Origin of the sequence: Micromonospora chersina, assembly GCF_900091475.1 — a bacterium.
Classification (GTDB): domain Bacteria; phylum Actinomycetota; class Actinomycetes; order Mycobacteriales; family Micromonosporaceae; genus Micromonospora; species Micromonospora chersina.
On sequence record NZ_FMIB01000002.1, the window covers coordinates 6,217,025 to 6,230,729 of the forward strand.

8 protein-coding genes are annotated in these 13,705 nt (G+C 74.0%); 6 read left to right on the top strand and 2 right to left on the bottom strand.

Annotated elements, in window-relative coordinates:
- Positions 1-139: 139 nt before the first annotated feature.
- The 4 genes from gltB (at position 140) to GA0070603_RS29030 (ending at position 8,673) form a co-directional block, all read left to right on the top strand.
- Positions 140-4,804, top strand: a complete 4,665-nt coding sequence (gene gltB / locus GA0070603_RS29015; protein ID WP_091320516.1) for a glutamate synthase large subunit — start codon at positions 140-142, stop codon at positions 4,802-4,804.
- Positions 4,797-6,305, top strand: a complete 1,509-nt coding sequence (locus GA0070603_RS29020) for a glutamate synthase subunit beta (RefSeq protein ID WP_091320520.1) — start codon at positions 4,797-4,799, stop codon at positions 6,303-6,305. Before gltB ends, GA0070603_RS29020 begins: the two co-directional genes overlap by 8 nt.
- A gap of 204 nt (positions 6,306-6,509) precedes the next feature.
- Positions 6,510-8,057, top strand: a complete 1,548-nt coding sequence (locus tag GA0070603_RS29025) for an MFS transporter (protein WP_244282639.1) — start codon at positions 6,510-6,512, stop codon at positions 8,055-8,057.
- Positions 8,058-8,160: 103 nt separating this feature from the next.
- A complete protein-coding gene (locus GA0070603_RS29030; RefSeq protein ID WP_091320523.1) occupies positions 8,161-8,673 on the top strand; it encodes a hypothetical protein in 513 nt (170 codons plus the stop codon).
- A gap of 52 nt (positions 8,674-8,725) precedes the next feature.
- Here the strand turns inward: GA0070603_RS29030 and GA0070603_RS29035 are convergent, their stop codons facing one another.
- Positions 8,726-10,264, bottom strand: coding sequence for a M1 family metallopeptidase (locus GA0070603_RS29035; RefSeq protein WP_091320526.1), 1,539 nt, complete (start codon positions 10,262-10,264; stop codon positions 8,726-8,728).
- 200 nt (positions 10,265-10,464) lie between these two features.
- Here GA0070603_RS29035 and GA0070603_RS29040 point away from each other — a divergent pair, with 200 nt between their 5' ends.
- Entirely contained in the window at positions 10,465-11,250 is a 786-nt protein-coding gene (locus GA0070603_RS29040) for an SGNH/GDSL hydrolase family protein (RefSeq protein ID WP_091320529.1), read from the top strand.
- 58 nt (positions 11,251-11,308) lie between these two features.
- Here GA0070603_RS29040 and GA0070603_RS29045 read toward each other — a convergent pair whose 3' ends face one another.
- Entirely contained in the window at positions 11,309-12,769 is a 1,461-nt protein-coding gene (locus tag GA0070603_RS29045) for an MFS transporter (RefSeq protein WP_244282640.1), read from the bottom strand.
- Positions 12,770-13,031: 262 nt separating this feature from the next.
- Between GA0070603_RS29045 and GA0070603_RS29050 the strand changes: the two genes are divergently transcribed.
- Complete coding sequence (locus tag GA0070603_RS29050) at positions 13,032-13,616, top strand: TetR/AcrR family transcriptional regulator (RefSeq protein ID WP_091320533.1); 585 nt, start codon at positions 13,032-13,034, stop codon at positions 13,614-13,616.
- Positions 13,617-13,705: the final 89 nt, after the last annotated feature.

The window sequence follows — 13,705 nt, forward strand, 5'->3', positions numbered from 1 at the left end:
GACTACACGTCCCAGATTCTGGAAGTGTGATCAATCTGAACTGGCCTTGCGCCGGAAGCCCTAACGTAGACTCAATAAAACCCCCGAGGGCCGACGTCGTCCCCACCATGTTCCAACCTGAGTGACGACAGGAGGCCCGGTGGCCTTTCCGTACCCTCACAGCCCCCAGCCGGCCCCGCGGACGGCGGGGCTCTACGACCCCGCGCACGAGCACGACGCCTGCGGTGTGGCCTTCGTGGCCGACCTGCACGGGCGCCGCTCCCACGAGGTCGTCGCGAACGGCCTCGGGGCGCTCTGCCGGCTGGACCACCGGGGCGCCCGGGGCGCGGAGCACAACACCGGTGACGGCGCGGGCATCATGATCCAGGTGCCGGACGCGTTCCTGCGTGCCGTCGTCGACTTCCCGCTGCCGCCCGTCGGCCAGTACGCCACCGGCCTGGTCTTCCTGCCCGACGACGACGCGGCCGAGGCGCGGGCCCGCCAGGTGGTGGAGAAGTACGCCCTGGTCGAGGGGGCCGACATCCTCGGCTGGCGTGAGGTACCCACCGACCCGTCCGGCCTCGGGGAGACCGCCCTCGCGGCGATGCCCCGGGTCCGGCAGCTCTTCCTGGCCGCGCACCGCCTCACCGGCGCGCCCGCCGGGCCGGCCGGCTCCCCGCTGACCGGGTTGGACCTGGACCGGGTGGCGTTCTGCCTGCGCAAGCAGGTCGAGCGGGAGACCGCCGAGCGGGGCGTGCCGGCCTACTTCCCGTCGCTGAGCGGCCGGACCATGGTCTGGAAGGGCATGCTCACCCCGGACCAGCTCCCGGCGTTCTACCCGGACCTGACCGACGAGCGGGTGGTCAGCGCCATCGCGCTGGTGCACTCGCGGTTCTCCACCAACACGTTCCCGTCCTGGCCGCTGGCCCACCCGTACCGGTTCATCGCGCACAACGGCGAGATCAACACGATCCGCGGCAACCGGAACTGGATGCAGGCGCGGGAGGCGCTGCTGCGCAGCCCGAACCTGCCCGGCAACATCCGGCGGGTCTTCCCGGTCTGCACCCCGGCCGCCTCCGACTCGGCCAACTTCGACGAGGTCCTCGAACTGCTGCACCTGGCCGGGCGGAGCCTGCCGCACGCGGTGCTCATGATGATCCCCGAGGCGTGGGAGAACGACCCGGAGATGCGCGCCGACAAGCGCGACTTCTACCGGTTCCACGCCAGCCTGATGGAGCCGTGGGACGGCCCCGCCTCGGTCGCCTTCACCGACGGCGAGATCGTCGGCGCCGTGTTGGACCGCAACGGGCTGCGCCCGGGTCGCTGGTGGCACACCGCCGACGGGCTGGTGGTGCTGGGCAGCGAGGCGGGCGTGCTCGACCTCGACCCGGCCACCGTGGTCGCCAAGGGCCGGCTCCAGCCCGGCCGGATGTTCCTGGTCGACACGGTCAACGGCCGGATCGTCTCCGACGACGAGATCAAGACCGAGCTGGCCGCCGCCCGCCCGTACGGGGAGTGGCTGCACGCCGGCCTCATCGAGCTGGACGAGCTGCCCCCGCGCGAGCACATCGTCTACACCCACGACTCGGTACGCCGCCGGCAGCAGACCTTCGGCTACACCGAGGAGGAGCTGAAGATCCTGCTCGCGCCGATGGCCCGGGGCGGCGCGGAGCCGATCGGCTCGATGGGCACGGACACCCCGATCGCCCCGCTGTCGACCCGGCCGCGGCTGCTCTACGACTACTTCCACCAGCTCTTCGCCCAGGTCACCAACCCGCCGCTGGACGCCATCCGCGAGGAGCTGGTGACCAGCCTGGCGTCCACCATCGGGCCGGAGGGCAACCTGCTCGACCCGGGCCCGGCGAGCTGCCGGCAGATCGTGCTGCCCTACCCGGTGATCGACAACGACGAGCTGGCCAAGATCCTCTCGATCGACGAGGACGGCGACCTGCCCGGCTTCAAGGCGGTCCGCGTCTCCGGGCTCTACCGGGTGCGGGACGGCGGCGCCGGCATCAAGGCCCGGCTCACCGAGATCTGCCGGCACGTCTCCGAGGCGATCGAGGACGGCGTCCGGATCCTGGTGCTCTCCGACCGGGACTCCAACGCCGACCTGGCCCCCATCCCGTCGCTGCTGCTCACCGCCGCCGTGCACCAGCACCTGGTGCGGGAGCAGACCCGCACGCAGGTGGCGCTCATCGTCGAGTCCGGCGACTGCCGCGAGGTGCACCACGCGGCCGTGCTGATCGGCTACGGCGCCGCGGCGGTCAACCCGTACCTGGCGTTCGAGTCGGTCGAGGACATGATCTCCACGGGCGCGCTGGTCGGCGTGGAGCCGGCCAAGGCGATCCGCAACTACGTCAAGGCGCTCGGCAAGGGCGTCCTGAAGATCATGTCGAAGATGGGCATCTCGACGGTCTCGTCGTACTGCGGCGCGCAGGTCTTCGAGGCGGTCGGCCTGGACACCCGGCTGGTCCAGCGCTACTTCCGGGGCACCCCGAGCACGATCAGCGGCATCGGGCTGGCCGAGATCCACGCCGAGGTGGCCGCCCGGCACGCCCTGGCCTGGCCGGCCCCGGGTGGGCGGGCCACCGACCGTCTGGAGGTCGGCGGCGAGTACCAGTGGCGCCGCGAGGGCGAGCTGCACCTGTTCAACCCGGAGACGGTCTTCCTGCTCCAGCACGCCACCCGCAGCCGCCAGTACGACGTCTTCCGGCAGTACACCGCCAAGGTCGACGAGTTGGCCGCGCGGGGCGGCTCGCTGCGCGGGCTGTTCAGCCTGCGTACCGGGGTGCGCCCGCCGGTGCCGCTGGACGAGGTGGAGCCGGCGACCGAGATCGTCAAGCGGTTCGCCACGGGCGCCATGTCGTACGGGTCGATCTCGGCGGAGGCGCACGAGACCCTGGCCATCGCGATGAACCGCCTCGGCGGCAAGTCGAACACCGGCGAGGGCGGCGAGGACGTCGACCGGCTGCACGACCCGCAGCGCCGGTCGGCGGTCAAGCAGATCGCCAGCGGCCGGTTCGGCGTGACGAGCGAATACCTGGTCAACGCCGACGACCTCCAGATCAAGATGGCCCAGGGCGCGAAGCCCGGCGAGGGCGGCCAGCTGCCCGGCAACAAGGTCTGGCCGTGGATCGCCCGGACCCGGCACGCCACCCCGGGCGTCGGCCTGATCTCCCCGCCGCCGCACCACGACATCTACTCGATCGAGGACCTGGCCCAGCTCGTCCACGACCTGAAGTGCGTCAACCCGGCCGCCCGGGTGCACGTCAAGCTGGTCAGCGAGGTCGGGGTGGGCACCGTGGCCGCGGGCGTGGCCAAGCTCAAGGCCGATGTCATCCTGATCTCCGGCCACGACGGCGGCACCGGCGCGTCCCCGCTCAACTCGCTCAAGCACGCCGGCACCCCCTGGGAGCTGGGCCTGGCCGAGGCGCAGCAGACGCTGCTGCTCAACAAGCTCCGCGACCGGGTCACCGTGCAGGTCGACGGCCAGCTCAAGACCGGCCGGGACGTGCTGGTCGCGGCGCTGCTCGGCGCCGAGGAGTTCGGCTTCGCCACCGCCCCGCTGATCGTCGAGGGCTGCGTGATGATGCGCGTCTGCCACCTGGACACCTGCCCGGTCGGCATCGCCACCCAGAACCCGGTGCTGCGCGAGCGCTTCACCGGCCGGCCCGAGTTCGTGGAGAACTTCTTCCTCTTCCTGGCCGAGGAGGTCCGCGGCTACCTGGCCGAGCTGGGCTTCCGCAGCATCGAGGAGGCGATCGGGCACACCGAGCTGCTCGACGTCACCCCCGCGATCGACCACTGGAAGGGCCACGGCCTCGACCTCAGCCGGGTGCTGGACCTGCCCGAGCTGCCCGAGGGCGCCGCCCGGCGCGGGATCCGGGCCCAGGACCACGGCCTGGAGCTGGCGCTGGACAACCAGCTCATCGCCCTGGCCGAGCCGGCGCTGCGTGACGGCACCCCGGTCCGGGTCGAGGTGGCCGTCCGCAACGAGCACCGCAGCGTGGGCGCGATGCTCGGCGGCGAGGTGACCCGCCGGTTCGGCGGCGCCGGACTCCCCGACGACACCGTCGAGTTCCTGCTGCGCGGCACCGCCGGCCAGTCGTTCGGCGCGTTCCTGCCGCGCGGGGTCACCCTGCGCCTGCACGGTGACGCCAACGACTACGTCGGCAAGGGCCTCTCCGGCGGGCGGCTGGTCGTCCGCCCGGACGCCGCCGCGCCGTTCGCCGGCGCCGACGCCGACCCGGGCCGGCGCGCCGAGGACCAGATCATCGCCGGCAACACGATCCTCTACGGCGCCACCGGCGGCGAGGTCTTCCTGCGCGGCCGGGTCGGGGAACGGTTCGCGGTGCGCAACTCCGGCGCGGTGGCCGTCGTCGAGGGCGTCGGCGACCACGGCTGCGAGTACATGACCGGCGGCACGGTGGTGGTGCTCGGGCCGACCGGGCGCAACTTCGCGGCCGGCATGTCCGGCGGCACGGCGTTCGTGCACCGGCTGGACCGGCGGCTCGTCAACGCCGAGCTGGTCGACCTGTCGCCGCTGCGCGAGGAGGAGCGGGAACGCCTGCACGAGCTGGTCCAGCGGCACTTCGCCGAGACCGACTCGGCGGTCGCCGAGGAGCTGCTCAAGCGCTGGCCGGAGGCGGTGGAGGAGTTCACCGCGGTGGTGCCCCGGGACTACCGCCGGGTGCTGGAGATCATGCGGGCCGCCGAAGCCGCCGGCCGTGACGTCGACGACGCGGTGATGAGCGCGCTTTCGCCCTCCACCGCGCCGGTGCCGCCCGCCCCCCGGGCGGTCGCCCAGGAGGTGGCTCGTGCCTGACCCGAACGGTTTCCTGCGCTACGACCGGCGGCTGCCCGCCCGCCGCCCGGTCCCGGTGCGGATCATGGACTGGCGGGAGGTCTACCCGCCGGCCGGCGAGGAGCTGATCCGCGAGCAGGCCACCCGCTGCATGGACTGCGGCATCCCGTTCTGCCACGACGGCTGCCCGCTCGGAAACCGCATCCCGGACTGGAACGACCTGGTCCGCACCGGCGGCTGGGACTCGGCGGTGGAGTCGCTGCACGCCACCAACAACTTCCCCGAGTTCACCGGCCGGCTCTGCCCGGCGCCCTGTGAGGCGGCCTGTGTGCTCGGGCTGGGCGGCCAGCAGCCGGTCACCATCAAGCAGGTCGAGGTGGAGATCGCCGACGCCGCGGTGGCCCGGGGTGGGCTCCGGCCGCAGCCCGTGCCGGCGCCGACCGGGAAGTCCGTCGCCGTGGTCGGCTCCGGCCCCGCCGGTCTCGCCGCCGCGCAGCAGCTCGCCCGGGCCGGCCACGCCGTCACGGTGTACGAGCGGGACGACGCGCTCGGCGGCCTGCTCCGCTACGGCATCCCCGACTTCAAGCTGGAGAAGCGGCACATCGACCGGCGGCTGGCGCAGCTCGCCGCCGAGGGGGTGCGCTTCCGCACGGGGGTGAACGTCGGCGTCGACGTCACCGCCGAGGAATTGCGCGCCGAGCACGACGCGGTGCTGCTCGCCTGCGGCGCGCTGCAGGGCCGGGACACCCCGGAGACGCCGGGGCGGGCGCTGCGCGGCGTACACCAGGCCATGGCGCACCTGGTGGCCGCGAACCGGGTGGTCGCCGCGGCGGGCGAGGGCAGGCCGGCCCTGGCCACGCTTCCCGACGGGACGCCGATCGACGCGGCCGGCAAGCACGTGGTGATCATCGGCGGTGGCGACACGGCCGCCGACTGCCTCGGTGTGGCCCACCGGCAGGGCGCGGCCGGCGTGCACCAGCTCGACCTCTACCCGGAGCCGCCGGCCGACCGGGACGCCGCCCGCGACCCGTGGCCCACCTGGCCGTGGGTGCTGCGCAGCTACCCGGCGCACGAGGAGGGCGGCGAGCGGGTCTTCGCCGTGGCGGTGCAGGAGTTCGTCGACGACGGCACCGGCCAGGTCCGGGCGGTCCGGATCGCCGAGGTGACCGTCGAGAAGGTGGACGGCCGCCGGATCGTCACCGCCCTGCCCGGCTCGGAGCGGGAGATCCCGGCCGACCTGGTGCTGCTCGCCATCGGCTTCGAGGGCACCGAGGACCAGCCGCTGCTGGCCCAGTTCGGGGTGGACCGCAACGGCCGGGGCGCGGTCGACGCCCGCCCCGACTGGCAGGCCGGCGCCGACGGCGTGTTCGTGGCCGGGGACATGCACCGGGGCGCCTCGCTCATCGTCTGGGCCATCGCGGAGGGCCGGGCCGCCGCCGCGGCCATCCACGCGTACCTGGGCGGCGTCGGGACGCTGCCCGCACCTGTCGACCCGGCCCGGCAGCCGCTCGCCGCCCGCTGACCCGCGCGCCACGACACCCCGGTCCCCGGCGGGCCGGGGTGTCGTGCCGTCCGGTTCGTGCCCGGCACGGCCCGGCCGTCCGACCGTGGCGGTGAACCCTCTCACCAACTGTCGTCGGGAGGTTTGACCGCCGCCAGACTTGTGCGCTGGCCGGACCCGCGGGGTCCGGCTTCGTCGTGTCACCGTCTGGACGGGGAAACGCTCATGGCCCTCGGCGCCACGTTCGCCGCGCTGCGCCACCGCAACTACCGCATCTGGGCCGCGGCCGGATTCGTGTCGGTCATCGGTACCTGGATGCAGGTCCTCGGCGTCAACTGGTTCGTGCTGGCCGAGACCGGATCGGCCACCTCGATGGGGTTCACCGTCCTGCTCCAGGCCCTGCCCACGCTGGTGCTCAGCGTCTGGGGTGGCGCGCTCGCCGACCGCGTGCCCGCCAAGCCGCTGCTGATCGGCGCCCAGGCCGCCCACGCGCTGCTCGCCGCCGGGCTGGCCGTGGTCGCCGTCACGGGCGCCGGCGGCCTCCCGGCCATCTACGCGATCTCGCTGGCCACCGGGGCCGTGTCGGCGATCGAGGGTCCGGTGATGGGCCGCTGGGCCTCCACGCTGGTCGACCGGGACAGCCTCGGCAACGCCCTCGCGCTCGGCTCGCTGACCAACTCCGCCGGGCGGATCCTCGGCATGAGCCTCGGCGCCGTCGTGGTCGCCGCCGTCGGTCCCGCGCTGCTCTTCGCCGCGAACGCCGCCAGCTTCGTCGCGGTCGTCGTGGCGCTGTTCGCCGTACGCGAGGGGGAGCGGCACGCCGGTGCGGCCGCGCCCGCCGAGGCGGCGCCGGCCGACGGCGGCATCCGGGCCGGTTTCCGCTACCTGCTGGGCCAGCCGGTGGTGCTGGTGGCCCTGGCGCTCTCCTTCGTGCTGGGCAGCCTGGGCCGCAACTACCAGGTGACCATGGCCGCGATGAGCGACGGGCCGCTGCACGGCGGCGCGTCCGGCTACGGCTTCCTCTCCACGGTCTTCGCCGTCGGCACGGTGCTCGGCGCCCTGTTCGCGGCCCGCCGCGCGGAGCTGAGCTACGCGGTGCTGGTCGGGGCCGGCCTGCTGGCCAGCGGACTGCAGATCGTCGCGGGGCTGGCCCCGGGCACGCTGAGCTTCGCCGCGGTGATCCTGCCGGTGGCGGCCGCGGCGGTGGTCATCGACACCACTGTCGGCGCCCGGGCCCAGCTCGACACCGACTACGCCATGCGCGGGCGGGTGCTGGCCGCCCTGGCGGTCACCGGCTCGGTATCGGCGGCCGTGGGCGCGCCGCTGCTCGGGTGGCTCGCCGAGCACGCCGGCCCCCGGCAGACCCTGGTGCTGGCCGGCACGGTCACCGCCGTCGCCACCGCGGCGGCCGGGGTGGCCCTGGACCGGCTGCGCGAGCGCAGGCTGGCGCACCGGCTCACCCGCGTCCTGGCGGTGCCTGCCGCGCGCCCGGTCCGCCGGGCCGCCGCGACCGCCGCCCGGGTCGTCCGCCCGGCCGGTGCGGGTCTGGTCGCCGCGACCGCCGTGGCGCTGCCCCGCCCGACGGTGTTGGCCGGCGCGTCACCGGTGGCGCTGCCGGGCGCGCGTCGCGGCGCCGGCCGGCTCCGGTCGGGCCGGGCCGCCCGCGCGGCCCAGGACTGCGCGGGCTGCGCGCCGCACCGGGGCCGTCGCCGCTCCCGGTGGACCGGGCTGCGGTCGCCGTTCGCGCACCGCGACGGCTGCCCCGCCGCCTGACCCTGCCGGCTGACCAGGCGGCGACCGGCCGGGTGAGCGAGGTCATGCCGCCGCCCGGCCGCGCGGGGCCCGCCGGCGCGAAGATCGTCACTACGCTGCGGGCATGGACGTCGAGGTACGCCTCCGGCGCATCCGCCGGTGGCTCTGGGTCGTGGTGGTGGGTCTGTTCCTCAGCGGGGTGACCGCGTTCCCGCTGGAGCCGGAGGTGCGCTGGCTGCTCCGGGCGCTCGATCCGTTCGCCGGGCAGTTCCCGGCGCTGGTGGCGTGGATCGAGCGCGTCCACACCGGACTGGTCGAGACCGGCGAGCGCTACCCGTTCATGCTCTACGGCACCGACTGGCTCGCCTTCGCGCACCTGGTGCTCGCGGTGGCGTTCTGGGGGCCGCTGCGCGACCCGGTGCGCAACGTCTGGGTGGTGCAGGTCGGCATGATCGCCTGCGCCGGGATCGTGCCGCTGGCGCTGATCTGCGGGCCGGTGCGGGACATCCCCTGGTTCTGGACGCTTGTCGACCTCTCCTTCGCGGTGGGCGCGTTCCCGCCGCTGTGGTTCGCGTACCGGCACATCCGGGCGATCGAGGCGACGGCCCCGGCACCGGCCACCCCGGTGGCGGCCTGACCGGCCGGGGCCCGCTCCCAGGGTGGTGGAGCGGGCCCCGGCCGGGGGCCGGTCAGCGGTCGAGCAGCTCGTGGGCCGCCCGGATCGCGGTCCACGACTTCGGCGGTGCCGGGGCCACCGCGACCCGTGCGGCGGCGGCCGGCTCCGGGCGCCCGGCGGTGAACAGCCAGGTGGTGAAGACCGCGTCGAGGTCCCGGCCGGAGATCCGCTCGGCGAGCGCCTGGAACTGGGCGATCGTGCCGTTGCCGTAGCGGTGCTCGGTGGTCCAGGCCGGCAGGATCCGGAAGAACGCCTCGTCGCCGACGGCCAGCCGGATCTGGTGCAGCGCCATGGCGCCCCGGTCGTAGACGGCGTCGGCGAAGACGTCGCCGGCGCCCGGGTCACCGGGGAGGACCTGCCAGAACTCCGAGTCGGCCGGGTAGGAGGCGTAGGTGAAGTCGAAGAGCTCCTGGGCGGTGCCCTCGCCCTGCTCCTCCGACCAGAGCCACTCGGCGTACGAGGCGAAGCCCTCGTTCAGCCAGATGTGGCGCCAGTCGGCCACCGAGACCGAGTCGCCGAACCACTGGTGGGCGTTCTCGTGCACCACCACGTACGTGTTGGAGCCGCGCCGCCAGAAGCCGGGGCCGTAGACCGGGCGGCCCTGCGTCTCCAGGGCGAAGCCGAACCCGTCGATCGGGCCGGCCACGCCGCCCTGCGCCTCGAACGGGTACGGCCCGAACACCCCGCTCTCCCAGTCGACGACCTCGGCGGTGCGCTCGATGCTGGCCCGGGCGGCCGGCGCGCGCTCGCCCAGCGTGGTGCTGTACGCGTTCACCACCGGCTGCCCGTTCGGCGCGGTGTCGGTGACGATGTCGTACTGCCCGATGGCCAGGAACGCCTGGTAGGTGGCGCCGGGCTTGACGCTGCGCCAGCTCCACCGGGTGCGGTTGCCGGCCTCGGGCAGCGGGGCGCGGGGCTGCACCCCGTTGCTGACCACCTCGACGCCGGTCGGCACCGAGACGGAGATGTCCCAGGTGGCCTTGTCGGTCGGGTGGTCGTTGCTGGGATACCACCACCAGGCCGACTCGGGCTCGTTGACGGCGAGCGCGCCGTCGGCGACGCGCGTCCAGCCCGTGTAGCCCTGGACCAGGGTCTCCGACGGGACGCCGGCGTACTTCACCACGACGGTGAGCTGCTGTCCCTTGAGGACCGGCCGGGGCGGGGTGACCACCAGCTCGTGCGCGCCCTCGCGGGCGAAGCCGGCCGACCAGCCGTTGACCCGGACCGACTCGACGTCGAGGGCGAAGTCGAGGTTGAACCGGGACAGGTCCTGGATGGCGGTGGCGAGGAGGGTGGTGGTGCCGCTGAGCCGGTCGGTGGCCGGCTCGTAGCGCAGCCGGATGTCGTAGTGGCCGACGTCGTAGCCGCCGTTGCCGTAGTCGGGGAAGTAGCTGTCGCCGAGCCCGGGGCTGCCCGGGGACGGGGTGGCCGCCGCGGGCTTCTTCGGCCGGCCCCAGCCCGGTAGGGCGGCCTGGCCGGGGGCGCCGGTCACGACGGTGCCGGCGGTGGTGACGGTCAGGGCGGCGATGGCCGCCGTGAGAGCGCGTCGCACGGGGTGGACTCCCTCCATCGGGGTGTACGCACCGCCAAACTAATCGACGTTTGTGAACGCGTCTGCCCCCGATGGCGAGCGAGCGCTATTCAATTTATGGCAATGTTTCGATAGGATTACCGACTAGTAACAAGCACCCACCCTCTGGCCACGCGCGCGGTCAACGGGCTCCACCACCCCTGTCCCGTGGAGGTCCTGTGATGTCCCGTCGCGTCCGCACCGCCCTGTCCGCGCTGCTCGCGGCCGTCCTCGGCGCCGTGCTCGCCCCCGGCGTCGCCAAGGCGGCAACCGTCAACTACGTCGCCCTCGGCGACTCCTACTCCTCCGGTGTCGGGGCCGGCCCGTACGACCTCTCCACCTGCCTGCGCAGCCAGAAGTCGGACGCCCCGCTCTGGGCCGCCGCGCACGCGGTCACCAGCTTCCGGTTCCCGGCCTGCGGCGGCGCGGTCACCGCCGACGTCATCAACAGCCAGGTGAACTCGCTGAGCACCGGCACCACACTGGTCACCGTCACCATCGGCGGCAATGACGCCGGCTTCGCGGACGTCATCACCAGTTGCCGGTTCGGCAGCACCTCGTCCTGCGAGAGCGCCGTCAACGACTCCCGGGCCTTCGCCACCAGCACCCTGCCCGGCCGGCTCGACAACACCTACGCCGCCATCCGGAACCGGGCGCCCAACGCCCGGCTGGTGGTGCTCGGCTACCCGCGGCTGTTCGAGACGAACTACTGCGGCCTGCTGGCCATGAGCACCTACAAGCGGACCATCCTCAACCAGGCCGCCGACCTGCTCGCCACGGTGATCGCCGACCGGGCCCGGGCGGCCGGGGCCACCTTCGTCGACGCCCGGCCGTACTTCGCCGGCCACGGCGTCTGCGCCGCCGACCCGTGGATCAACGACGTGAGCGGGCTCGTCGAGGCGTACCACCCGGACGCCGACGGCTACCGCTACGGCTACCTGGCCGCGCTGACGGCCGCCATCGGCTGACCCGACGCGACGGCGGCCGGCGGTCCGCGATGGACCGCCGGCCGCCTGCCGCCGCCGGTCAGCGCGCCGGCACCAGCTCGCCCGTCAGCTCCGGCTCGGTGCCGCGCACCGCCGGCCCGGTGTGCCGCCCCCGCGCCGCCCGCCGCCCGGAGGGCACCGCCAGGGCGGCCAGCGCGGCGGCCAGGGAGATGCCGGTGAGCAGCAGGAAGCCCATGGTGAACCCGGCCTCGCGGGGCAGCCCGCTCGCCTGCGGGTGCGCCGTGATCACGGTGCTGGCCACCGCGGCGCCGATCGCGCCGCCGATGGTGCGGATGTTGGCGTTCATGCCGGTCGCCACGCCGGTCTGCCCGGCCGGCACGTTGGCCACGATGAGGTTGGCCATCGAGGCGAAGGCCAGCCCGATGCCGAGCCCGACGAGGCCCCCGGCCACGCCGATCTCCCAGCGGGTGTCGTGCGCGACGGTCAGCATGGCGGCGGCGAGCACGTTGAACACGGCGCCCGTGGCCAGTTGCGCCTTGGCGCTGAATCGGGCCGCCAGCCGGCCGGCGACGAGACCGGCCACGAACATGCCGACCAGCATGGGCAGCATCAGCAGGCCGGCCTGGGTGATACTCGCGCCGAAGCCGTACCCGGCGCTGGTCGGGATCTGCACGAACTGCGGCAGGAAGGCGTAGACGGCGAACATCGAGGCGCCGTACAGCAGGGCGACCAGGTTCGTCGTCCAGACCGCGGGCAGGCGCATCATCCGCATGTCGATGAGCGGGTTCGCCGAGCGTGCCTCGGCCACCAGCCAGCCGGCCAGGAGCACGCCGGCGAGCACCAGCAGGCCGGTCACCCGGCCGGAGGTCCAGCCCCAGGCCGCGCCCTTGCTGACGGGCAGCAGCAGCGCCACGAGCCAGCCGGAGAGGAGCAGGGTGGCCGCCCAGTTGACGCGGCCGGGGGTACGCACCGGCGACTCCGGCACGAACCGGTGCGCCGCGAGCGCGGTGAGGCCGACGACGACCATCGGGATCCAGAACAGCCAGCGGTAGCCGAGGGTGGCGACGATGGGCCCGGCCAGCACGACGCCGAGGCCACCGCCGGCGGCGACGATCGCCGAGATGGCCGCGACGGCCGAACTGACCCGGGCCGCGGGGAACTCGTCGCGGATGATGCCGAACGAGAGCGGGAACACGGCGCCGCCGATGCCCTGGACGACCCGGGCGACGATGAGCATGCCGATGTTCGGGGCGACGGCCGCCAGCAGGCAACCCAGCGCGAGCGCGGCGAGGGAGACGACGAGCGTCCGCTCCTTGCCGACCATGTCGCCGATCCGGCCGAGGACCGGCGTGAAGATCGACGCGGACAGCAGGTACGCGGTCAGCACCCAGGTCACGGTGTTCTGCGAGGTGTGCAGGTCGTGCTGGATGGTGGGCAGCACCGGGGTGATCAGCGACTGGAGCATCGCGAAGAAGCCGGCGCCGGCCGCGAGGACGAGGAAGGTCAACCGGCGCGGGTCGCGCCGGACGGTGTCGATCACGGAAATGACTCCCGTTCGTGGGGCGAGGTGGTCCGGACGGGCCGCTCGCGCGGATCGGCGACGGTGGCGGCCCAGGGGGTGCTTCAGCGGTCTGCGGGCATGGTGGGACCTCCCGGGTCCGATGTCTGGTTCGCCGGTCGCGGTGGGTGGGATCGGCGGGGAAGGCCGGAGTAAGCTATCCGGAGGCAAGGCTCCGGTCAGTTCCGGAGGGGTGCCTCCACTAACGTAGCGGAGGGGTGCCTCCGCTTGCAAGGGGAGAGGGGTGACGCCCGTCATGGCCAGCGCCGACCAGCTGGGCGACGTCTTCGCCCGCCGCCCGAAGCGGGCCGACGCCCGGCGGAACTACGACGCGCTGATCGCCGCCGCCCAGGAGGTGTTCGGCGAGTCCGGCGCCGGGGCCTCCCTGGAGGAGATCGCCCGGCGGGCCGGGGTGGGCATCGGCACCCTCTACCGGAACTTCCCGAAGCGGGCCGACCTGTTCGAGGCGGTCTACGTCGAGGAGGTGCGGGCCCTCAGCGCGTCCGCCGCCGACCTGGCCGGCCTCCCGCCGTGGGACGCCCTGGTCGCCTGGCTGCACCGGTTCGTCGCCTACGTCGGCACCAAGCGGGCCCTCGCCGAGGAGCTGGTGCACGACTCCGAGGTGTTCCGCAGCTGCCGCACCGAGATCTACGCCGCCGGCGAGCCGCTGCTGCGCCGCGCCCAGGAGGCCGGGGTGGCCCGGCCGGACGCCACCTTCGGCGACGTGGTGCGGCTGGTCAGCGGGATCATGGCGTACCAGTTCTTCGAGCCGGGCCAGCGCGACCGGGTGCTGGGCATCGCCCTGGACGGCCTGCGCGTGCCCCGCTGACCGGGACGGTCCACGCGGGACTGTCGGGTTCCCCCGCGTTGCGCCGGGTGTCGACAATGGTGCGACACCCGCCGTGACCCGGAGGTGAC

What these genes read in the sequence shown, in the direction of transcription:
- GA0070603_RS29025 (WP_244282639.1), top strand. Translation starts at nt 6,510, where the DNA reads ATGGCCCTCGGCGCCACGTTCGCCGCGCTGCGCCACCGCAACTACCGC.
- GA0070603_RS29030 (WP_091320523.1), top strand. Translation starts at nt 8,161, where the DNA reads ATGGACGTCGAGGTACGCCTCCGGCGCATCCGCCGGTGGCTCTGGGTC.
- GA0070603_RS29040 (WP_091320529.1), top strand. Translation starts at nt 10,465, where the DNA reads ATGTCCCGTCGCGTCCGCACCGCCCTGTCCGCGCTGCTCGCGGCCGTC.